General features: G+C 32.4%; 20 protein-coding genes. 4 read left to right on the top strand and 16 right to left on the bottom strand.

All coding sequences use genetic code 11. From position 1 onward, the window contains the following. Positions 1–23: 23 nt before the first annotated feature. The 13 genes from AAFU52_RS00100 to AAFU52_RS00040 form a co-directional block, all read right to left on the bottom strand. Positions 24–2402: a TonB-dependent receptor gene (locus AAFU52_RS00100; RefSeq protein ID WP_438424541.1), complete on the bottom strand. Its 2379-nt coding sequence runs from the start codon at positions 2400–2402 to the stop codon at positions 24–26. 227 nt (positions 2403–2629) lie between these two features. Beyond that, positions 2630–3820 carry a serine hydrolase domain-containing protein gene (locus AAFU52_RS00095; RefSeq protein WP_438424539.1) on the bottom strand — a complete coding sequence of 397 codons (1191 nt, stop codon included), beginning with the start codon at positions 3818–3820 and terminating at the stop codon, positions 2630–2632. Between the two features lie 171 nt (positions 3821–3991). Next, positions 3992–4207 carry a hypothetical protein gene (locus AAFU52_RS00090; RefSeq protein ID WP_438424537.1) on the bottom strand — a complete coding sequence of 72 codons (216 nt, stop codon included), beginning with the start codon at positions 4205–4207 and terminating at the stop codon, positions 3992–3994. Continuing rightward, positions 4200–4871 carry a hypothetical protein gene (locus AAFU52_RS00085; RefSeq protein ID WP_438424536.1) on the bottom strand — a complete coding sequence of 224 codons (672 nt, stop codon included), beginning with the start codon at positions 4869–4871 and terminating at the stop codon, positions 4200–4202. The genes AAFU52_RS00090 and AAFU52_RS00085 overlap by 8 nt, the downstream gene beginning before the upstream one ends. Before the next feature lie 122 nt (positions 4872–4993). Beyond that, positions 4994–6100, bottom strand: coding sequence for a hypothetical protein (locus AAFU52_RS00080; protein ID WP_438424534.1), 1107 nt, complete (start codon positions 6098–6100; stop codon positions 4994–4996). Next, positions 6081–6617 (bottom strand): hypothetical protein, encoded by a 537-nt coding sequence (locus AAFU52_RS00075; RefSeq protein WP_438424533.1) that lies wholly within the window; start codon positions 6615–6617, stop codon positions 6081–6083. Before AAFU52_RS00075 ends, AAFU52_RS00080 begins: the two co-directional genes overlap by 20 nt. Positions 6618–6621: 4 nt before the next feature. After that, a complete protein-coding gene (locus tag AAFU52_RS00070; protein WP_024770531.1) occupies positions 6622–7161 on the bottom strand; it encodes an RNA polymerase sigma factor in 540 nt (179 codons plus the stop codon). Positions 7162–7354: 193 nt separating this feature from the next. Further along, positions 7355–9580 carry an NADP-dependent isocitrate dehydrogenase gene (locus tag AAFU52_RS00065; protein WP_438424531.1) on the bottom strand — a complete coding sequence of 742 codons (2226 nt, stop codon included), beginning with the start codon at positions 9578–9580 and terminating at the stop codon, positions 7355–7357. 967 nt (positions 9581–10547) lie between these two features. After that, the gene (gene rplS, locus AAFU52_RS00060) at positions 10548–10898 is read right to left on the bottom strand and encodes a 50S ribosomal protein L19 (protein WP_101449762.1); all 351 of its coding nucleotides are present in this window, start codon (positions 10896–10898) and stop codon (positions 10548–10550) included. A gap of 268 nt (positions 10899–11166) precedes the next feature. Continuing rightward, complete coding sequence (gene trmD / locus AAFU52_RS00055; protein ID WP_438424527.1) at positions 11167–11844, bottom strand: tRNA (guanosine(37)-N1)-methyltransferase TrmD; 678 nt, start codon at positions 11842–11844, stop codon at positions 11167–11169. A 65-nt stretch (positions 11845–11909) separates the two neighbouring features. Then, complete coding sequence (locus AAFU52_RS00050) at positions 11910–12527, bottom strand: tRNA (guanine-N1)-methyltransferase (protein WP_438424525.1); 618 nt, start codon at positions 12525–12527, stop codon at positions 11910–11912. Positions 12528–12879: 352 nt separating this feature from the next. After that, entirely contained in the window at positions 12880–14328 is a 1449-nt protein-coding gene (locus AAFU52_RS00045; protein WP_438424523.1) for a glyceraldehyde-3-phosphate dehydrogenase, read from the bottom strand. A 139-nt stretch (positions 14329–14467) separates the two neighbouring features. Then, the gene (locus AAFU52_RS00040; RefSeq protein ID WP_438424520.1) at positions 14468–15877 is read right to left on the bottom strand and encodes a trypsin-like peptidase domain-containing protein; all 1410 of its coding nucleotides are present in this window, start codon (positions 15875–15877) and stop codon (positions 14468–14470) included. A 165-nt stretch (positions 15878–16042) separates the two neighbouring features. Between AAFU52_RS00040 and dapF the strand changes: the two genes are divergently transcribed. From dapF to AAFU52_RS00020, 4 genes are all read left to right on the top strand, one after another. Then, complete coding sequence (gene dapF, locus AAFU52_RS00035) at positions 16043–16828, top strand: diaminopimelate epimerase (protein WP_438424519.1); 786 nt, start codon at positions 16043–16045, stop codon at positions 16826–16828. Next, positions 16822–17349, top strand: coding sequence for a GNAT family N-acetyltransferase (locus tag AAFU52_RS00030; protein ID WP_024770522.1), 528 nt, complete (start codon positions 16822–16824; stop codon positions 17347–17349). The genes dapF and AAFU52_RS00030 overlap by 7 nt, the downstream gene beginning before the upstream one ends. Beyond that, positions 17339–18382: an endolytic transglycosylase MltG gene (gene mltG, locus AAFU52_RS00025; protein ID WP_438424515.1), complete on the top strand. Its 1044-nt coding sequence runs from the start codon at positions 17339–17341 to the stop codon at positions 18380–18382. Before AAFU52_RS00030 ends, mltG begins: the two co-directional genes overlap by 11 nt. A 353-nt stretch (positions 18383–18735) precedes the next feature. Continuing rightward, on the top strand, positions 18736–19377 hold the full coding sequence (locus AAFU52_RS00020; RefSeq protein WP_024770520.1) for a hypothetical protein: 642 nt from the start codon (positions 18736–18738) through the stop codon (positions 19375–19377). A gap of 14 nt (positions 19378–19391) precedes the next feature. Here the strand turns inward: AAFU52_RS00020 and AAFU52_RS00015 are convergent, their stop codons facing one another. From AAFU52_RS00015 to dnaA, 3 genes are all read right to left on the bottom strand, one after another. Beyond that, a complete protein-coding gene (locus tag AAFU52_RS00015; protein ID WP_438424513.1) occupies positions 19392–20120 on the bottom strand; it encodes an SAM-dependent methyltransferase in 729 nt (242 codons plus the stop codon). 270 nt (positions 20121–20390) lie between these two features. Then, positions 20391–20855, bottom strand: coding sequence for a low molecular weight protein-tyrosine-phosphatase (locus AAFU52_RS00010; RefSeq protein ID WP_438424511.1), 465 nt, complete (start codon positions 20853–20855; stop codon positions 20391–20393). 100 nt (positions 20856–20955) lie between these two features. Beyond that, positions 20956–22383 carry a chromosomal replication initiator protein DnaA gene (gene dnaA, locus AAFU52_RS00005; protein ID WP_024770517.1) on the bottom strand — a complete coding sequence of 476 codons (1428 nt, stop codon included), beginning with the start codon at positions 22381–22383 and terminating at the stop codon, positions 20956–20958.

Raw genomic sequence — 22383 nt, 5'->3', positions numbered from 1 at the left:
ATACCTTTAATTGTATTCATTTATTAGAATTTAAAATTATAGGTCACAGCAGGTATAATTCCAAATATAGAAGTTCTTACGGCTTCATTTAAGTAGGAATCCTGATTTCTTTTAAAAGTAATTGATGCTGCATTTTTACGGTTATATACATTATAGATACTAAACACCCACTCTCCATGCCATTTTCTGGTTTTGTTTTTTCCTGGTGTTAAAGTAGCTGATATATCTATTCTATGGTATGCTGGTAATCGTTCACTATTTCGTGGCCCATCAAAGACCGGTACTACTAATCCTTGAAATTCGAATTGCCCTGTTGGATAATTGGTTGGTTGTCCTGTTTGAAATATGAAATTAGCTCCAAATTTCCATTTTTTGTTTAATTCATAACTTCCATTAAAGGATATATCGTGGGTTTTATCATATGGAGTACTATACCATTTGCTATTGTTGATTCCTGGTTCTTGCGGCGTTCTACCGGGAGTTCTTTGTTCTGATTTTGATAAGGTATAGGCTAGCCAACCTTTAAATTTTCCTTGATTTTTTCTTATTAGAAATTCTAAACCATAAGCACGAGCTTCTCCATTTAAAATATCTCGCTCGATAGCATTATTAGCAATTAGGTCTGCGCCATCAATATAATCGATACGATTTTTTATGTCTTTATAAAAAACTTCTGTTTCTATGGAGTATTCATCATCATTAATACTTTTAAAATACCCTAGTGCATATTGATTAAGTAATTGTGGTTTTATGTATTTACCGCTGGGAGTCCATACATCTAAAGGAGTAGGGGAGCTGGTATTTGATAATAAATGAAGGTATTGTGCCATTCTGTTATAACTAGCTTTTATTGAAGTATTATCATTAAAAGCATATGCCAGGGCTATTCTGGGTTCTAAATTGGTAAATGTTTTTATTTGATCACTTCTGCTAAAACTTTCGGTACCTATTGGTTTTGCATCTTCATAAATCTGCAATTCTTCATTAAATAGAAGAGGATTGTCATTTTGATAGATATTAAGCTCATTTTGCCCTAATCTTATAAAATTGCTTAGCCTAAGTCCATACTGAAGTGTTAAGTTATTAGAGATTTTATGTTCTGCATCGATATACGCTCCAAATTCATTTGCATATTTATCGATAAGCTTTTCTCTATTGATTCCAGAATCTTCACTATTGGGTTTTATTTCACCGGGATTAAATCTGAAATAAATAGTATTGATTCCATAATTAAGCTGAAAATTATCACTGATATAGTGTTTGAGGTCATATTTTAGGTTGAAATTTCTGATTCCAGAATCCCATTCGAAACCTACAAAATCGAGTTCTAATCCGTAGAAATAATCAGAATATATTAGGGATAGATTAGAGAATAGTTTATCTGAAAACAGATGATTCCATCTTAGATTGAGTACCGTGTTGCCATACGTGTTTTTAAAAACTTCATCTATAGCAAATACATCTCGACCAAAGTAACCAGACAGATATACATTATTATTGTCATTAATCTTATAATTTAGCTTGGTATTGAGATCATAGAAATATGCAATATTGTCATTATCAAAAAGAGGTAAAAAAAGATGAGCATAAGAAGCTCTACCACCTACCAAAAATGCACCTCGATCTTTTACAATAGGACCTTCTGCCAGCAATCTACTTGCTACCGCCCCAAGGCCGCCATTAATTCTAAATTTTTTGCTATTTCCTTCTTTTTGATAAATATCTAATACTGATGATACACGACCACCATATCTAGCTGGGATTCCGCCTTTGTAGAGTTTGATGTCTTTTATTGCATCTGGATTAAAGACAGAGAAAAAACCAAAAAGATGGGAAGAGTTAAAAATGGTAGCTTCATCTAATAAAATAAGGTTTTGATCAGTTGATCCTCCTCGTACATTAAATCCAGAGGCTCCTTCACCACCACTAGTTACTCCTGGTAAAAGAATAATTGCCTTGATTACATCGGCTTCTCCAAGAACAACTGGAATTTGTTTGATAGTTCCCGCAGTGAGTTTATTAATACTCATCTGAGGATTCTTAATGCTTAATTTTTCTGTTTTTTCTGTAATGATTACTTCATCGAGAACCTCTGAAGATTCTGTAAGTTGAACATTAAGTTTTTTATCTTCATTAAGGTCAATTTCAAGTATATTATCTGTGAATCCTAAATAACTAATCTGTAGTTTGTATTTTCCCTTAGGTAAGGTAATAGAATAAAAACCGTATTCATTAGTAACTATACCTTTTCCTATTTCTGGAAATATGACGTTGACTCCGATAAGTGTTTCGTTACTGGATTTTTCTGAAATAATCCCGCTTAATGTGAATTTTTCCTGACTTTGAATTGAGAACGATGATAAGAATACTAATATGAGACCAGATAATATATATTTATTCAAAAGAAAGTATTTTATCAATGAGTACTAATAATGTAACCGTAAAGGAAGAAATATGTTACGAGTTCTACAATTAATTTATTGTTAATTATCGCTTTTAGTACTGATTTTTTCTTGTGTTTTGAATTATACTCGTTTTGAAGTTTAATTAGTGTTGTTATATTACCCCTAATTATATAGCAAAACTTTGTTATAAAATCTTAATATATAATTAGGGGTGAATTCTATATTTAATAGTTACGATCGGGATTTTCGTTAATCAATGTTTTCCAGATTTTTTCTATTGATCTTTCGATATTAATATTAAATTCTTCACTCGTGTTTGTTACTAAATAATATCCCCTGTTTTTTATGGGATCAAACATACATGCTGTTATTATACCTGGATCTCCGCCTGTGTGTCCTATTGTTTTATTGTCATTAATATCCCAGAAAATACCACCCATCGCTTCTTTGATTTCACCATGTTTTGATTGAAAACGGAACATTTCTTTATAGGATGCTGCTGATAATAATTTTCCTTTCCCTTGGTAGCCTCTCATCATTTCTATCAAATATTTACTAAAATCAGAATTACTGGTTATTAGCCCACCATCTGCTTTAGTCACTAAAGAATACTTGGGGACTTCGAAATCTTTTGCATAATAGAGTGTAGCATGATTTTGCATATTTACGTCATTAAAACTCCATCCTGTGGCATCCATATGTAAAGGGTCAAAAATATATTTATGAGTATAGTTCTCATAAGAGATGCCTGTAGCATTCTCTATAACAAAAGCAGCTAGAGCTGCTGCAATATTGCTATATTCATATTTTTCTCCCGGAGCATTTTCTAGAAAATTTTCCTGATAATACCATGGACCAGATGTAGATAGTACATTTTCAAAAAAAACAGATTCATCGATTTTTTCATTTGTTTTAATTAACTCTACAATAGGTTGATAATCTTCTGGGAAAGCAGATATATCGACTTGATTGGGATTCTCAAACACATAACTTCTATAGTATACTTCTCCATCTGTAATTCCAGAAGTATGAGTTGCTAAATGCCGAACGGTTATTGGTTTTTCGGGATAAAGGGGGTGTATTACATCAAATGGTAAGTATGTATTGATGTTGGTGTCTAAGTCAAGTTTCCCTTGTTCTACAGCTTTCATTACTGCTAGTGCGATAAAAGTCTTGGATATAGATCCTATATTTTGAATTGTATGGCTAGAATATCTTTTATTTTTATTAATATCTGCATGTCCAAAAGAATTTTTATAAAGCACTTTTCTATTATCTACTATGGCTACAGAAAGTCCTACTAGTTCTGACTCGTCATATAATTCTTGTAATTCTATGTGTGTGTGAAGAATATCATCCTCTATTCCACATGAGAATATTAAAAAAAGAAGAAGTAAAGAGGTTGCCTTTTTCATTTGTTTATTTTTTAAGGTTTTAAAATGATAACTAAAATGTTTAATGCATCAGGATTAAATTATTAGGCAATAGATGTAGTGTCGGATTTATTTAAAAATCTGATTATTAGTAATTTAGTAATTTTAAAAGGGGTAGGTACTATAGGGTGCTATATAAGAATGTGTTCTTAATTAATAGCTTTCATCTACATTTTGAAATCTCATACTTTTTCTTAAATCCATTAATGATTTCCATTGAAAATTAATTGGAAACCATTCTTCATGTATTGTTGAAGTTTGATTATGAGGTTCAGAACATGTACTGTTTTTAACATAAACCTTGTCGTTTTCTGAGAATACATAGACAACATTCATGTTTTTTTTGCGGTTTGTTTTTAATTCATTCATGATTTGGTATGTTTTTTTTATAGCGATTTCTTCCAAGATTGAATACTCCCATTTTTACACCGAATCCAGCCGAAAAACCGTTGATTCGAGTAATTTCATCTGGTGATAATTCTGCTTTACTAGAGAACCTGTACTTAACTCCCATTTCTAACTGAACGTATCGCGAAATATTATACAAAACATTCACTCCTGGCTCTACAACAAATATGGCATCCCATTGATTTTCTTGATATCGTTCTGCTTCCTCCTCATCACTCCAATTCGTATTAATGTATCCCATTGCACCACCACCTATTAGTACCGGAAAAGAAAGATTGATTTTGGCTTTACTAAATAATATTGGTTCTAAATGAAGACCTGAATAAACTGCTCCCAGATCTGCAATCTCTGGTGAGAAAATTCCAGGAATGTTTTGATTAGAAAAGAGGCCTTTTGTTACAAAACCAATTTCAAATTTTTGATTAGCAACATAGGCGATCTTAAGTCCGGCAATATATGTTTCTTTGCCTTCAATTTCACCATAACCAGCATGTACTCCCAGATAAACACCATGTACAATATTTTTTCGGTCATTAAACTCGATATAATTCTGAGATTCTTGAGCTATACTTGGATACATATAGCAGGTTAAAGCAAAAAGTAATATAATTTTCACGTGTTTCATTATACTTGATTTGTTATATCATTGACAAGTTAAATTTGTAATAGTTGCATGTAATTCGTTTCGATACTGTTAAATTTATCATAATCAATGATCACTGGGGTAATTAAAAGAGAGACGTATACTCATTCTTTTAATATGACCACTCCTTTTCTACCTGTGATATGAAATTTTCCTTTTAAACTACTATTTCCATAAGTAGCACTAATTTCTCTAATTTTTCTTCGTTTATCAATCACATCGGTTTTTATATTTGTAAATGACTTGGGGATTCTTAATAGCCCTTGTTCAAGAGAAGCATTAAAATCTATAGACATTCCTGAAACATTTATGCTTAGTTCTGAAGATTCTTGATCAATAGTTATATTAGCGTTGGTTTTTTGAATGTTGGAAACCCAAACGTCTGCTACTTCTGTAACAAGATTAATATTTTTATATACTGTATCTATATTCATAGTGCTAAACATAAGTTCACCATGAATACTTCCTAGTCTTTGAATGGTAATCTGATCCTTACTGGAGTGCATTTCTAATGACTCTACATTTTCAATTTTTATGATTGTTCCGTTACTATTTATTTTAAGATCATTGGATGATTCTATATCGATTTCTCCATTTTTGAATCGTATGTTACCATAAGTAATAGATTTGGTTTTTAGTTTTCCAAATTTCATTTCTATACTAGCGTTATTAAGGTCTTTATTTACCCACATATCGCCATGTTGTACATTAGCTTTTAATTTTCCGTTCCATTCACTTATAATGATATCTCCAAATTTATTTATAATATTAATTTCAGCATTAAAAGGCAAATAAATAGTGTAATCTATTTGAATATTACCTTTGTCAAAATCAAAGAAACTTGTTTTGTCGAAGAGTTCTTTATTAAAGAATCTAGAAATCATACTTGTGTTTTTTTCTTCAATTACAGAAGAAATACTCACAAAATCTTCGGTGTTATTAATAGCAGGGTTAATACGTTTTAATAATTCTTTTGCATCTTCTTTTTTCTTTTTGACAACCTGTATGTCAATATCAATTTGTATTGTTTTTTTATCCCATCCTTGAATAGTTACATTTCCATATTTATTTTCTAAATGTAGTTCTCCTGCATTAGTTAACGGAAATGTCTTTTCAATTTTTTTTGACACTTTTTGCTGTGCCCACACACCATTTGCTATGAATAGCAATATGGGCATCAGTAAAAGATATTTATAAGATATAGCCTTCATTTTCATTCGATTTTTTAGAATCATTGATCTGTTTCAACAGATTTTCAATCAATTCGATTCTTTTTTTATAATTATTAACAATGGCTTCTAAAATGTATTCATTGTTCAAGTTTTTTGCCATTTCTGTTTTAAGGGTATCATATTCTTCATCCAGCTCATCCATAAAAGACAAGAATTTCTTTTTGTCTTCGGGTTGCAATTTTGAATTGTTTTTTACAAGTTGTACCTGAAAAGATACTAGATCCTTATAATAGGTGTCTATATCTCGTAATTCCTGATGTACAATATTATTTTGGTTGCTATTGTTAAATCCTGATGCGATTAGATTTACTATTGAAAAAGCTCCTATCAGAATCAAAATACTTGCAGCTATTTTTATTAGGGGAGACCTCCACAGGCGAATTGTTTTTGAAGAGTCTAAGTTAGACTCAATTTCATTCCAGATTTTTGATTTATCTGCTCTATGTTCATCAAAAAGATGTTTATTTTCTGCTATATATTTTTCAAAATCATCCATTGTACTATAATGTATTTACAATTTCAATTAATTTTTTCTTTGCTCTGTGATATTGCGATTTCGAAGTTGAAATAGTGATACCTAGTATCTCTGCAATTTCTATATGATCATACCCTTCGATTAAATAAAGATTTATGATTTGTCTATATCCATCCGGAAGAGTTTTAATTCCTCTTTTTATTTTGCTAATATCATTCGGTTTAACGGGATCAATTATCTCCTCGCTAATATGATATTCGTGTTGGTCAAGAGGTGTAACTGGTATTTTTTTTAGCTTTAAATGGTTTAAGCTTTTATTAATTACTATCCTCTTTAACCAAGAGCCAAAAGTACTTTCGTATCTAAAAGATTTTAAATTTTTGAAAGCCTCTACAAAACTATCTTGTACGACATCTTCTGCATCTTCTTTTATGCTTAGCATACGCATACTTATATTATACATGGCATCGACATAGAGCTCATATAATCGGTATTGCGAATTCCTATCACCAGACTTGCTTTTTTCTACAAGATCCTTGTGCGTATAAAGAATATTGGTTTCCAATTAGTTTTACTTGATTGTAAATTTCTTTAAATGTACTTCTCTTTTGGTTATTATCATTGACAATTTAAAAATCAAAGGGTTGCATGTAATAAGAAATTAATATGAATATTTTTAATAAAGAAATAAGGAAGTATTAAAAAAAGCCTGTGGGATTAATATCTCACAGGCTTTTTTAATGTATTGTTTACTTATATTATTTTTCAATAATAGTATTAAATGTCTCACTTGGGCGCATTGCAGTAGAAACTTTATCTGCATTTGGCCAATAATATCCCCCCATATCAACAGTACTACCTTGCGCATCATTTAGTTCATTGATAATTTTAGTTTCATTATCAACAAGTTGTTTAGCAACTATAGAAAACTCGTTTTGTAATTCTTTATCTTGAGTTTGTTCTGCAAGTTCTTGTGCCCAGTATAGAGCCAGATAGAAATGGCTTCCTCTGTTGTCTAGTTCATTTACCTTACGGGAAGGAGATTTCTTATTCTCCAGAAATTTGATAGTAGCTTGATCAAGTGCTTCTGCAATAATTAAAGCTTTGGTGTTATTATTGGTTTCTCCAAGGTGTTCTAGAGATACTGCAAGAGCCAGAAATTCTCCTAAAGAATCCCATCTTAAGTGACCTTCTTTATTAAATTGTTGTACATGCTTTGGTGCAGAACCTCCTGCTCCGGTTTCGAATAAACCACCTCCATTCATTAGAGGAACAATAGATAACATTTTTGCACTTGTACCCAATTCTAGAATAGGGAAGAGGTCGGTATTGTAATCACGTAAGACATTTCCTGTTACAGAAATGGTGTCTTTACCAGCTGCAATTCTTTCTAATGAAAAGCGAGTTGCTTCAACAGGAGACATGATTCTGATATCTAATCCAGTAGTATCGTGTTCTGGTAAATATGTGTTTACTTTTTTGATCAGTTCGGCATCATGTGCTCTATTTTTATCTAACCAGAAGATAGCAGGGATAGTTGTTGCTTTTGCTCTATTTACAGCAAGTTTTACCCAATCTTTTATTGGAGCATCTTTGGTTTGACACATTCTCCAGATATCACCTTGTTCTACAGGGTGTTCTATTAGTGTGTTTCCAGAAGCATCGATAACACGAACAGTACCATTACCTTTGATTTCGAATGTTTTATCATGAGAGCCATACTCCTCGGCTTTTTTAGCCATAAGTCCAACATTTGGAACAGTTCCCATAGTGGTGGGATCAAAGGCTCCATGTTTTTTACAAAAATCTATAGTCTCTTGGTATATACCAGCATAACTACTATCTGGGATAACCGCTTTAGTATCTTGTGTATTTCCTTGTGCATCCCACATTTGACCAGAATTACGAATCATAGCTGGCATAGATGCATCGATAATCACATCACTCGGTACATGCAGGTTGGTAATTCCCTGATCAGAATTTACCATTGCTAATTTTGGTCCTTTTTCGTAACATGCTTGTATATCAGCTTCTATTTCCGCTTTTTTAGTATCTGGTAATTTTTTTAGTTTATTGATAAGGTCTCCAAAGCCATTGTTTACTTCAACACCAATTTCTTCAAGAGTAGCAGCGTGTTTTTCGAATACATCTTTAAAAAACACTTCTACAGCATGACCAAATATAATGGGATCAGAAACTTTCATCATTGTTGCTTTCATATGTAAAGAAAACAATACATTTTTCTCTTTTGCATCAACTATTTGTTCCTCAAGAAAAGTGATAAGCGCTTTTTTGCTCAATACTGTAGCATCTATAACTTCTCCTTCAAGTAAAGTTATTTTTTCTTTTAAGATTGTTGTGCTTCCATTTTGATCTGCAAACTCAATTTTTATGTCTCCAGCTTTATCAACAGTAACTGATTTTTCGTTTGAGCAAAAATCTCCACTAGACATGGTGGCTACGTGAGTTTTAGAATCAGAACTCCAAGCACCCATAGAATGTGGGTTTTTTCTAGCATATTGCTTTACTGGTTTTGGTGCTCTACGATCAGAGTTTCCTTCTCTTAGGACGGGGTTTACTGCACTACCTTTTATTTTGTCGTATCGAGTTTTAATTTCTTTTTCTGTGTCGTTCTCAGGTTCTTCAGGGTAGTTTGGAAGATCAAATCCTTGAAGTTGTAATTCTGCAATTGCAGCTTTTAATTGAGGTACAGAAGCACTTATGTTCGGCAACTTAATGATGTTTGCTTCTGGTGTTTGAGCAAGTTGACCTAATTCTGACAGAGCATCGGCTTGTTTCTGTTTGTCGGTTAATTTTTCGGGAAAACTAGATAAAATTCGAGCAGCAAGAGAAATATCTTTTGTTTCAATATTGATATTTGCTGCTTTAGTAAATTTTTGAACAATAGGTAAAAAAGAATAGGTAGCTAAAGCTGGAGCTTCATCTGTTTTGGTGTACACTATTTTTGAGTTATCAACTCCCATATTTTTGGTTTTTTATTTAGGGATCTAAAGGTTTTTAATACCTGAAAAGTAGTAGACTCCCTAATTTTATTATACTATTTATGTAAGGAAATAATTAGTCGTTTAATTTTTCTTAGACAAACAATATTGGCTGATCTTTTTAGTATTGATTCTATTTGGATTTACAATTTTGTAGTCATAGATTTCCGAGCGCGAAGATACAAATCTAGTCGCCTAAATGCAACCTGTGTGTTATTAGTTTTGAGTTAGAGAGAGTTGAATTATAGTTTATTGAATATTCAAGTGAAAAAAATGTAAGATGTTGAAATTTTCATCTGTTTTTAGGTGTATTCTCAAAAATAAAAAGCCATATCAAGAATACGAATATTTTGATATGGCTTCATTGAAAATAATTAGGATGTTAGCTGTTTTACCCGCTATTAAATAAAAACTTTCGTTATTTATAACAAAATACTTATTTTCAATTTTGAGCAGATTTAAATTTGTCAAATAATGATTTGTATAATTTGTTTCTACTCTTGAGACTAATACGTGTGTTTGTGTTTCTAAATTACTTTTGTAATTTTTCAGTTTTTCACCCGGATAGTCAAATGCCATTTACAATTAAAAAGGTGTCAAAACTTAATTTTTTCTTCTGAATTTCATTTTGAAATGATTCTAAAGTAAAGCCCTTAAAGTGATTTCAAGGATGTATTCAAAAAAATAACTTTCGTTCTATATTTATTTTAATTCTAAACTGGTCTTAATATGTTCAGAGAACGTTTGTTTAGATATACAGCCAAGAATCCTTGTGTCATCTTTTGCTATATGTAATTCTAATATAAATATAAGGAAAATTGATTTGCGGTCTGTTAATTCTTATCGTATTAGTTATCAACCGTTTATGAACTTGGGTTATTAACTTTTGTTCATAAAAAAAAGACTTCCAATTGGAAGTCTTTTTTGATTTGTAAAAAGAAATAAAGAATTAGTTTCTTTTTTCTCTAATACGTGCTTTTTTACCGGTAAGTCCTCTAAAGTAGAATATACGAGCTCTACGAACTTTACCTCTTTTATTTACTTCAATTTTTTGAAGTGCTGGTAAGTTTATAGGAAAAATACGTTCTACACCAATAGTTCCTGACATCTTTCTGATTGTAAATGTTTCAGTAGATCCAGAACCTCTTCTTTGGATTACAACTCCTCTAAAGAACTGTGTACGTGTTTTATTTCCTTCTTTAATTTCGTAATAAACAGTGATTGTGTCACCTGCAGAGAAGTCAGACATCTCTTTTTTTGTAACAAATTCGTCTTGAACGAATTTTACTAAATCTTCCATTTTGATATAGTTTCTTGGTTTTATTAAAGCAACATTCGCGATTTTCGCCAGAGGTTGGTCTAATCAGGGTGCAAAAATAATTATTATTTGATGATTTGCAAGTGTTTTCCGATTATTATTACTTCTCTGTTAATTATTCATTTTCAATTTATGACAAGATGTTATGGAAAGTGAGTTTGTGATTACATTTTATGTATAAAACAAAATCTAAAAGACTTTAGCTTAGAATAAATACCTGATTAAGTGTTGATACTATGATGTATTTATTTTATTCATCCAACAGATCAGGTCTGCGATCTTTTGTTCTTTGGTACGCTTGTTCTTCTCGCCATGTTTCTATTTTAGGAAAATTACCAGAGGTTAGAACTTCTGGTACTTTCCAGCCTTTATATTCTGCGGGTCTTGTGTAGATAGGGGGGGCTAATAAATTATCCTGAAATGAATCAGTTAATGCAGAGGTTTCGTTACCGAGTACTCCTGGGATCAGTCTAATGATTGTATCACATAAAATTAGTGCACCCAGTTCTCCACCAGATAATACATAATCTCCTACAGATATTTCTTTGGTGATAAAATGATCTCTTACACGTTGATCTACTCCTTTGTAGTGACCGCAAAGAATAATTAGGTTTCCTTTTAAAGATAATTGGTTTGCGGTTCCTTGATTTAAGGTCTCACCATCTGGAGTCATATAGATGACCTCGTCATAATCTCTTTCTGATTTTAATTTGGAAATACATTTGTCGATAGGCTCTATCATCATAACCATGCCTGCACCACCTCCAAATTGATAATCATCTACTTGTTTGTAATTTGTATCGGTATAATCTCTAAGATTATGAAACTGTACTTCGACTAATCCTTTTTCTATTGACCGCTTCATTATAGAGGCTTCGAAAGGACTTTTTAGTATGTCTGGTACTACAGTGATGATATCTATACGCATCTTTATCTAATTCATTTATGGCTGCAAAGATGCAAAAGAATATGGTGAAAATCTAGAAATTAGAACTACTTAGCGCCAGCTTTACGTTGTTTATTGATTTCGTCTTGAAGCTTACGCATTACTTTTTGCTCTCTTTCCAGAGCTCTTCGTCTGTGATCCTCAAACTCTGCTTCGGTTTCAGCTAATACTTTCCTGGCTTGTAGTGTTATTGTATTGCTGTTTTTGAACTTGTATATGAAGAAACTAAGTAAAGCGATGAGAACACCAATAATAACCCACATAATGGTTTTGTAACTGGATTTAGTTAGTGCCACTCCAAAAAAGTTAATACTGTCTTTTTCCTTAGTAACGGTAGTAAGATCACCATTTGTTTTAGCAAGTGATTCTTCGAGTCCGGTTATTGTAGATTTTTGTTCATCAATCTTAAGATTGGTTGTATTTAGTTTTGATTCTAATGTCTTAAGTGTGTCTATGGTGTTGCTTTTAAGTTTGTTTAACCAAACCAACTTCACTACTTTGTATTCTTGAAATTTCCCTGATTTTTTTATCACCATATCAAATTGCCCTTCAATCTTTTCCTGCCTTAAAGCATCAGTAACAGTTGCATTTTCTTCTTGTGCATATGTAGTTTCAGAAAAGGATAGAAGTAGTATTAAAACTAGTAGATACTGTGGTAATTTCATATTGTTATTCTTAATTTTTTAATGGTTAGATACGGTATTCCTATAGTGAGGTGGTAGTTAGAGAATAAAATAACTAATGACTTGTAGTATAGGGAATATTTATATGTCGTTTCTTTTTGGTTATTAATTTCTTCTGTAACGGTAATAAATGTACGATATTGTAAGTAATTATAAAGTTTTTTTTACAAGAATTCATGTATGGGTGATTTTAAAGTTAATTTATTGATAATTAAAATCTTACACCTTTTTAAAACGAATTTTGAAAATAACACTTTTTCTTTTTGAAGAATAGCGATAAAAAAAGTCGTTATTTATTCAATAACGACTTTTAATATTTTGATAAAAACCACTTCTAATAATATGTGAAACGTCTTACTTTGGCAATGTATTTTGATAGTCTTATTACTTGATGACTATATCCATATTCGTTATCATACCACACATATAAAATGGCATTATTTCCTTTTGCATCCACAATGGTAGCATTGCTATCGTATATAGAGGGGGCAGAAGAACCAATAATATCGCTAGATACTAATTCGTTGTCTAATGAATATTTTATTTGCTCTACCAAATCTCCTTCTAGTGCATATTTTTTGAGTACTGCATTCATACTTTCTTTAGAAGTTTCCTTTTCTAAATTAAGATTAAGAATCGCTAATGATCCATTTGGTACAGGAACTCGTATTGCATTAGATGTTAATTTCCCTTCAAAACTTGGCAATGCTTTAGAAACTGCTTTTCCTGCTCCTGTTTCTGTAATTACCATATTTAGAGCAGCAGCACGACCTCTTCTGTATTTTTTATGCATATTATCTACTAGGTTTTGGTCATTAGTATATGCATGTATTGTTTCTAGGTGACCATTAACTACACCAAAACTTTCGTCTACAGCCTGTAGTATTGGGGTAATTGCATTGGTGGTACAAGAAGCAGCAGAAAAAATATCTACTTTGTCTGGGTCATGTTCTTTATGATTAACTCCATGTACAATATTAGGAATTCCTTTTCCGGGAGCGGTAAGTAATACTTTGTTTGCTCCTTTTGCTGCCAGATGTCTGCTTAATGCTTCTTTGTCTCTAAAAGCGCCCGTGTTATCTATTATCAAAGCGTCCTGGATACCATAAGATGTGTAATCTATATCTTCTGGATTATTAGCACTAATAATTTTTACAGTAGTACCATTTATGATCAAAGCACTATTTGGCAAATCTGTTTCTACAGTACCAGCAAAATCTCCATGTACAGAATCACTACGAAGTAACGAGGCTCTTTTTTCTAATACATCTTGAGTTATAGCTCCTCTGGTTACTATGGCTCTAAGTCTTAATTGACTTCCTTTACCTGTAATGGTCATCAATTCTCTGGCTACCAAACGACCAATTCGTCCAAATCCATAAAGGACTACATTTTTTGGAGAAATTGGTTTGAATGTCTTTGCGTCTTTTAGCTTATTTTGTACAAAGCTATTTATCGAACTGTACTCATCACTTGCTAAATGATACTCATACGTAAGTTTACCTATATCCAATTTTGAAGGAGGTAAATTCATTAATTTGATAGCTTGCGCAATTTCTGCAGAATCAAAAATTGAAATAGGTTTTTGTACAAATTCTCCAGCATATTCGTGTAAATTGATAATTTCACTTACGTTTTTATCAATTAACTGATTACGGAAAAGTACCAACTCGATAGAATTGTCGTACCAAAGATCGCTTACAGTCTTTATAAATGCTACTGTAGCGCGACGTCTGTCTGCCTGAAAGGCTAATTCTTTTTCATAAACTTCGTTAGAGCTCATAATGTGTTGTGTTTTAAAGTCTTGAAATTTCGTGCAAAAGTATATATTTCAAACGTTTTCGTGAAACCTTTTGTGAAAAAAAATCCCATTACTTTATAAAAGTAATGGGAAGTGCTATTGTATTTGTGTTTTGTGATGCTTATTGAAATACAAATTCTCTTTTCTGACCACTTCGGTCTACCAGACTAATGGTGATATCATCGTCTTTATATTTACCTTCTATTATTTCTTTTACTTCAAGAACATCTCTTACCTTTTTCCCGTCTATTTCGCTAATAATCAACCCTTCTAGTTTGTATCTTTTCATTCTCGAGCTTAGTGCTTTACTAATTACAACTCCATGATCAAGTTTGAAGTTGTCTAAATATCCTTTAGGAGGATTTCTAACTTCTACACCAACATCATCTATATTGTATTTTTGAATTTCGTATTTTGATAAGGTAACGGGTAGAGTTATTTCTTTTCTCTTTCTTATGACTTTAACGTTGATTACATCTTTTGGTCTCTTACTATTTACATATCCTGTTAAATCAGCAAATTTATTTATAGGTAGCCCATCTATTTCTTTTATAACATCACCTTCAAGAAGACCAGCTTTTTTAGCACCACTATCATCTGCGACCGAGGCTACAAATACGCCCTGAGAAACCGAAATGTCATATTCTTCCATAACTTTTGGGTTTATAGTTCCTCCTTGTATACCTAATATCCCACGTTGTACACCTCCAAATTCAATGATATCATCTATAATTTTCTTAGCATTATTGGATGGTACTGCAAAAGCATATCCTACATAGCTTCCGGTTTGCGAGGTTATTGCAGTGTTTATGCCTATCAATTCTCCTCTTACATTAACTAATGCACCACCACTATTACCAGGGTTAATTGCGGCATCGGTTTGTATAAAAGACTGAATTTTATCATCAGATTCATCAAGATCTCTTGATTTGGCGCTTATAATACCTGCAGTAACAGTAGAAGTAAGGTTAAACGGATTACCTACGGCAAGTACCCATTCTCCAATTTTAGCCGAATTAGAATCACCAAATGGGATATATGATAACTTTTCTTCTGCATCAATCTTAATAAGTGCTATGTCAGACTGCGGAGCAGTACCCACTACTTTGGCTTTGTATGATTTATTATTATTTAATGTAATTTCTAGATCAGTAGCTCCGTCAATTACATGGTTATTGGTCACAATGTATCCATCCTCTGTAATAATAACCCCAGATCCAGCACCTTGAATTCTTCTTTCTTGCGCTCCACCATTTCTAAAAAATTCCATTAAATTCCTTGGTGTACGCGAAATTCCATATTGCTTAACATGAACTACTGCATTTACTGTTTTTTCTGCAGCGATAGTGAAATCAATACCAGAAACAGATGCATTAGTATTGGTTAGGGGATAATTTACAGGAGTTAGATTTGGTTTGGCTTCACTTTCTTTAACAACGATAGCTTCAGGTTCTAAAAACATTTTATATGCACCTAAAGTAAATATACCTGCTAGGATAGCTACAACCAATAAACTCAAAAATCTTTTCATTTTCTTCTCTTTTTTTGTTTGATTTATGTAATACTAATCTAATAGACTTGTATTAACTCTTAAAATTACAATTATAGTATACTTTTTTTATGAAATTTAACTCACAATTAACAACAGTTTTTTGATAACATTCTTTGTACCTTTGCTCTCATAATCGAAAGAATAATGACCCTTACATTTTATAAATACCAAGGTACTGGGAATGATTTTGTGATCATTGATAATAGAGATGCTATACTCTCCAAAAATGATACCAAATTATTTGCTAGACTTTGTGACAGAAAATTTGGTGTTGGAGCAGATGGTTTAATGTTGCTAGAACTTCCTCAGGATAAAGAGGATGACTTCACGATGGTTTATTTTAATGCAGATGGTAACGAAAGTTCTATGTGCGGGAATGGAGGGAGATGCTTAGTTGCTTTTGCAGCTTTTTTGGGAGTTGTACAGGATAAAGCAACGTTTACTGCAATTGATGGTAAACATAAGGCAGAAATTAAAGATGGATTAGTGTATTTGCAAATGCAGGATGTATCTGAGATTGAAAAATATGATACGCATTTGTTTTTGGACACAGGTTCTCCTCACCATGTTGCAATGGTTGAAGATTTAACCAATTACGATGTAGAAAATATTGGTAGAACAATAAGAAACGGAGCTCCTTATTTTGAAGCAGGGAGTAATGTTAATTTTGTAGAAAAGAAAAACGGAAATGCATTTGCTGTACGTACTTATGAAAGAGGGGTAGAAAATGAAACCTTATCTTGTGGTACAGGAGTTACTGCAGTGGCTCTTTCTATGCATGCAACTAAAATAACAAATGATCAGGAAATTGATATTCATACCCAAGGAGGACAGCTAAAAGTTACCTTTCAGAAAAACGGGAATGGATACGAAAATATCTTTTTGATAGGGCCTGCAAAACAGGTTTTTAAAGGAGAGATCACATGGTAACATTAAAAGGAGAAAATATTTATTTGCGAGCTCTTGAACCTGAAGATCTTGATTTTGTTTATATTGTAGAAAATGATGAACAGATATGGGAAATGAGCTCTACCCAGACTCCGTACTCTCGATTTTTGATTAAAGAGTATTTAGAAAATTCTCATAAAGATATTTATGAGGTAAAACAATTACGGTTGGTTATTTGCTCTAATGATCATGCGACACTAGGTTTAATAGATTTGTTTGACTTCAATCCTACCCACAATAGAGCGGGAGTAGGTATTTTGATAGCAGAAAAAGAAAATAGAGGCAAGGGCTATGGAGCAGAAGCTTTAGAGCTTATTGTGAATTATAGTTTTGCTCACTTGCATTTACACCAATTATATGCAAATATCTCTGAAGATAATGTAACTAGTATTAAATTGTTTGAAAATAAAGGGTTTAATAAAGTAGGAGTAAAGAAAGAGTGGAATCTCGTAAAAGATATTTATAAAGACGAATTTTTATATCAATTAGTATATGTACATTAAAAAAATACTATTAGCTATTGCATTATTAGGTTTAATTGCAGGAGGAATTTTTGCATATTATGTCTATCAAGCGGTTTTTTCTCCTAATACGAGTTTTGAAACCGAAACAACAACTATATATATCCCTACGGGAGCTACCTATACAGAACTTATTGAAACAATAAGCCCAGCGGTTGCTGATATTTATAGTTTTGATAGGGTTGCAAGAAGGAAGGGGTATATTGATAAAATTAAAGCAGGGCGATATATTTTGCGCAAAGGTCTTAATAATAATGAGATTATAAATGTTTTACGTAGTAAGAACTCACCTATACATATTAGTTTTAATAATCAAGAAAGACTGGAGAACCTTGCAGGTAGGATTGCTTCGCAAATCGAATCCGATAGTGTTTCTTTGCTAAAAGTGTTTAAAGAGGAATCTTTTTTAAAAGCAAATGGTTTTTCTTTAGAGACTGCTTTAGCAATGTATATTCCTAATAAGTACGAATTCTTCTGGAATACTTCTGCAGAACAGTTTAGAAAAAGAATGTTAAAAGAGTATAGTCGATTTTGGAACGAATCCCGTGTGTCAAAAGCAAAGAAAGTTGGGTTAACTCCAAATCAGGTTATTACCATTGCTTCTATTGTGCAAAAAGAAACTGCAAAAGTAGATGAACGCCCAAGAGTAGCAGGAGTATATATGAATAGGTATAATAATAATTGGAAATTAGATGCAGATCCGACCGTGATCTATGCAATTAAAAAACATCGTGATGATTGGGATGCAATTATAAAACGTGTTTTATATAAAGATTTAGAGCTAGATAGTCCTTATAATACTTATAAATACACTTCGTTACCTCCAGGGCCAATAGCAATGCCTGATATTTCATCAATTGATGCAGTTCTTAACTATGAAAAACATGAGTATTACTTTTTTGTAGCTAATGTAGAAAACTTCGGATATCATAAGTTTGCCAAAACGATCAATCAGCATAATCGTAATAAAAAACAGTATGTTGATTGGATTAATAAGCAGGGCGTAAAACGATGATTATCGATCAGTCTTTTTGTAGGAAAAAAACAGCAATTTCTTCTTTTTGAATAAAAAATAACACGAACTTATTAACAAAATTGTGTATTTTTTTGTGAATTACTGACAAGTATAGTGGTTTAGTTTTTTCCGATTAAAATGCTATGTTTGACGTTTAAGTGTCATTTTTAAGGTTTTTTATAGGTGTTTTAACCGTTTTTAGTCTTGTTTTTTATTGTAAAACACTGTTTTTCAGCATTATAATTATTTTAACATTTGACTCTTGATAGTTTCTGAAAAAGCTGTATATTTGCACGGCAAAAATTTAAGTAGTGGGGGACGTCATTTATGGTGACTACTTAGAAATTTTTTATATGATAAAGAGGATAATAGGATTATCTATATTACTTACAACTGGGGGAATACTTTTGCTAAGTTTTAGAACAAAAGAGAACGTAGATCTTAGTTCTTATAGTACAGCGGGTTTAGATCTGTATTACATTGCACCAAATTTTAATGAAATAGAAGACGATAATACATTTATCTCTCCTGAGCTTGGAAAATCTTATATTGGGTTTAAAGAAGCTGTTGCTTTTAAGGAGTCTAGAGGAGATTATGGTGTAGTTAATCAATTTGGTTATTTGGGGAAATATCAATTTGGTAAAGGAACACTTGCTCTAATAGGGATTAAAAATGTAAAAAGAAATAAATTTCTTAACAACCCAGCTCTTCAGGAAAAAGCATTTTATGCAAATTTATCCAGGAATAAGTGGGTTCTACGTAGGGATATAAAATGGTTTGTTGGTAGAAGGATGAATGGGGTAGAGGTGACAGAGTCAGGGATTCTGGCTGCTGCTCACTTGTCTGGACCGGGCGCTGTAAAAAAATATTTACGTAGTGGAGGAGTAGAAGGATTTGCAGATGCTTTTGGTACAACAATTCGTTACTATATGAAACGATTTGGAGGATATGATACTTCTTTTGTTGTTTCTAATAGAAGAGCAAAAGCAATCTAGTTTTTCTCTTAGGCTTAGTCTCTTTGTATGATGTATATTGTAGGTCTTTTATGAAGATCTATCTCTTCTTTTTTCCATTCTTCAACTGTTTTGGTAGCTATAAACTCGGTGGTTAATGTGATGTCACATGCAATGCATAATCGAGTATTGGCATTTAGTATAGTTTTGAGGTCAGAAAACATTTTATCATTGCGATAAGGTGTTTCGATAAAGATCTGTGATTGATTCTTTTCTAAAGAGATCTTTTCTAGATGTTTAATGGTTGATTTTCTTTCGTTTTTATCAATAGGAAGATAGCCGTTAAAGGTGAAATTTTGACCATTCATTCCGCTACTCATCATAGCTAGTAGGATCGATGACGGCCCGACAAGTGGTGTTACTGGTATGCCTTTTTCGTGAGCTATTTTAACAACTTCTGCTCCTGGGTCAGCAATTCCAGGGCATCCGGCATCTGATAATAAGCCGATAGATTCTCCATTAAGGCAAGGTGTAAGGTAGCTTGGTATTTCAGAAATATCTGTGTATTTGTTAACGGTGTGTATGACAATAGAGCGTTGTGACTTGCTGGGGCTAACCTTTTTTATAAATCGTCTTGCGGGTTTTTCATTTTCTGCAATATAATGATTTACTTGCTCTAATACCTTTTTAATAGATATAGGAAGTACTTCTAAAGGGACATCATCTCCTAATCGTGTTGGGATTAGGTATAATTTTCCTTTGGGATCTAGGGGTTTAAATTCCATAGGCTTTTTATAACGGGTTTTTTAAAGATCTTTTTGTTGATATTATTATTTGTAATGAATGTGTTTTAGTGTGTCAAAACGTATGTATGTTATCTAATAAATTAACCCTTAAGGTTTAAGAACGTGTATATCCTTGATAGGGTATATACTAAAATAGTATTATTTTTTTTATTGTTATCTATTGTAACGCTATTATTTGCAATGATAGTATTTGATAAGGGGAAATGATGTTGATATTAACATTGTTGTTAGTTGTTATTAAGCGAAAGACTAATCAGATTCTTTAAGTTTTAAAGCAATGTTGTCGCATGCTTTATTGAGCATTTGAAATACATCTTCAAAACCTTGTTCTCCTCCATAATATGGATCAGGGACATCAAGATTACTGTTAGGGTGTAATTCGTTTAAGATGTGTTTTACTTTGTTTTTTTCATGATCATTACTGGCTAGATCAATTATATTTTCATAATTAGAGCTATCCATGGCGTATATGTGATCGTAAGTTGTAAAGTCGCTAACCTTAAATTGAGCAGCTCTTTGGTCTGTGATGTCAATACCGTGTTGTCTGGCGATATCAATAGAACGTTGATCAGGCTTGCTATTAATGTGATAGCTGCTTGTGCCACAGGACGCTACATTGTAATGACTAGGGTTTAGTTTAGATTTTAAGATGCCTTCTGCTAAGGGGGATCTGCATATATTGCCTAAGCATACCATTAGAATTTTAGCTTTCATGTGGTTTGTTTTGCTGTTTTAAAGTAGTGTGTGCTTTTTCTTACTAATACTGTAGCTTAGCTATGGTATTAATTTTGATTTGCTCTTTAAAAGTGTAAAATTATAATGTAAGCTTCTTTCCTAAATCTTCTACGTATTTTCTAAATTGCTTGTCTGTAGATGATAGGTTGTCTACTGTTTTACAAGCATGGAGAACGGTAGCGTGATCTCTTTTTCCTATTTGTGTGCCTATACTGGCTAAAGAGGCTTTAGTTAATTTTTTGGCAAAGAACATTGCTAATTGCCTTGCTTGCACGATATGGCGTTTTCGTGTTTTGGATTGTAGTGTCTCTACATCCATTTGGAAATAATCGCTTACTACCTTTTGGATATAATCGATAGATACCTCGCGTTTTGTGTTTTTAACATAGTTGTCTACTATGGTTTTTGCAAGGTCTATTGTGATATCTTTTTTGTTAAAAGAAGAGTGAGCTATTAATGATATAATTGCACCTTCTAATTCTCGGATATTAGTTTTGATATTGTTTGCTAGAAACTCAACTATTTCTTCAGGCATTTCTACGCCATCACGATATAATTTATTTTTAATGATCGAAATTCTGGTTTCAAAATCGGGTTGATGCAATTCTGCAGATAACCCCCATTTAAAACGAGATAGTAATCGTTGTTCTATATCCTGCATGTCTACAGGAGCTTTATCACTCGTTAGGATTACTTGTTTCCCATTTTGATGTAAATGGTTGAAAATATGAAAGAATACATCCTGAGTTCCTGCTTTACCAGATAATAGTTGAATGTCATCAACAATTAAAACATCAATAATCTGGTAAAAATGAATAAAATCGTTTCTGTTATTCTTCTTTACAGATTCAATATACTGTTGAGTAAATTTTTCTGCAGAAATATATAAAACTGTTTTTTCTGGGTAATTGTCTTTTATGTTTACACCAATTGCGTGAGCAAGGTGTGTTTTTCCTAAACCAACTCCTCCAAAAATAAGCAAAGGGTTAAAAGAGGTGCCTCCGGGCTTATTAGCTACGGCCATACCTGCAGAGCGAGCTAATCGGTTAGAATCTCCTTCTAAGAAATTTTCAAAATTATAACTTGGATTTAATTGAGATTCTATTTTTACATTTCGTATTCCAGGAATAACGAATGGGTTTTTTAGCTCGGGATTTTTACTTTTAATAGGAACGTCAACTTCTTGTGAGTTAACAGGGGTTCGGTTAGAACTTGGAATTTTTTCAGTAAATGGCTTTTTATTGCCATAAGTGTTTTCCATTTTAATAACATAAACCAACTTAGCACTTTCTCCCAATTCTCGGGTTAAAGATACTTTGAGTAGATTAACGTAATGTTCTTCTAGCCACTCATAAAAAAATTTACTAGGGACCTGAATACTGAGAGCGCTATCTGTAAGCTTTACAGCTTTGATTGGTTCAAACCAAGTTTTAAAAGCTTGGGGTGTGATATTGTCTTCTATGAAAGACAAACAACTATCCCAAACTGATTGCGCGGTTACATTCAT

The sequence above is a fragment of the Aquimarina macrocephali genome (genome assembly GCF_051627225.1).
Classification (GTDB): domain Bacteria; phylum Bacteroidota; class Bacteroidia; order Flavobacteriales; family Flavobacteriaceae; genus Aquimarina; species Aquimarina macrocephali.
Note: the sequence above shows the minus strand (reverse complement) of the source record. Positions and strands in the feature narration are given on the sequence as shown.

Excerpts from the sequence above, each read along its gene's own strand:
- dapF (WP_438424519.1), top strand. The coding sequence starts at position 16,043 with ATGACCCTTACATTTTATAAATACCAAGGTACTGGGAATGATTTTGTG.
- AAFU52_RS00020 (WP_024770520.1), top strand. The coding sequence starts at position 18,736 with ATGATAAAGAGGATAATAGGATTATCTATATTACTTACAACTGGGGGA.
- AAFU52_RS00015 (WP_438424513.1), bottom strand. The coding sequence starts at position 20,120 with ATGGAATTTAAACCCCTAGATCCCAAAGGAAAATTATACCTAATCCCA.
- AAFU52_RS00080 (WP_438424534.1), bottom strand. The coding sequence starts at position 6,100 with ATGAAGGCTATATCTTATAAATATCTTTTACTGATGCCCATATTGCTA.
- AAFU52_RS00095 (WP_438424539.1), bottom strand. The coding sequence starts at position 3,820 with ATGAAAAAGGCAACCTCTTTACTTCTTCTTTTTTTAATATTCTCATGT.
- AAFU52_RS00085 (WP_438424536.1), bottom strand. The coding sequence starts at position 4,871 with ATGAAACACGTGAAAATTATATTACTTTTTGCTTTAACCTGCTATATG.
- AAFU52_RS00010 (WP_438424511.1), bottom strand. The coding sequence starts at position 20,855 with ATGAAAGCTAAAATTCTAATGGTATGCTTAGGCAATATATGCAGATCC.
- AAFU52_RS00045 (WP_438424523.1), bottom strand. The coding sequence starts at position 14,328 with ATGAGCTCTAACGAAGTTTATGAAAAAGAATTAGCCTTTCAGGCAGAC.
- AAFU52_RS00075 (WP_438424533.1), bottom strand. The coding sequence starts at position 6,617 with ATGGATGATTTTGAAAAATATATAGCAGAAAATAAACATCTTTTTGAT.
- dnaA (WP_024770517.1), bottom strand. The coding sequence starts at position 22,383 with ATGAATGTAACCGCGCAATCAGTTTGGGATAGTTGTTTGTCTTTCATA.
- AAFU52_RS00040 (WP_438424520.1), bottom strand. The coding sequence starts at position 15,877 with ATGAAAAGATTTTTGAGTTTATTGGTTGTAGCTATCCTAGCAGGTATA.
- rplS (WP_101449762.1), bottom strand. The coding sequence starts at position 10,898 with ATGGAAGATTTAGTAAAATTCGTTCAAGACGAATTTGTTACAAAAAAA.
- AAFU52_RS00090 (WP_438424537.1), bottom strand. The coding sequence starts at position 4,207 with ATGAATGAATTAAAAACAAACCGCAAAAAAAACATGAATGTTGTCTAT.
- AAFU52_RS00065 (WP_438424531.1), bottom strand. The coding sequence starts at position 9,580 with ATGGGAGTTGATAACTCAAAAATAGTGTACACCAAAACAGATGAAGCT.
- AAFU52_RS00030 (WP_024770522.1), top strand. The coding sequence starts at position 16,822 with ATGGTAACATTAAAAGGAGAAAATATTTATTTGCGAGCTCTTGAACCT.
- mltG (WP_438424515.1), top strand. The coding sequence starts at position 17,339 with ATGTACATTAAAAAAATACTATTAGCTATTGCATTATTAGGTTTAATT.
- trmD (WP_438424527.1), bottom strand. The coding sequence starts at position 11,844 with ATGCGTATAGATATCATCACTGTAGTACCAGACATACTAAAAAGTCCT.
- AAFU52_RS00050 (WP_438424525.1), bottom strand. The coding sequence starts at position 12,527 with ATGAAATTACCACAGTATCTACTAGTTTTAATACTACTTCTATCCTTT.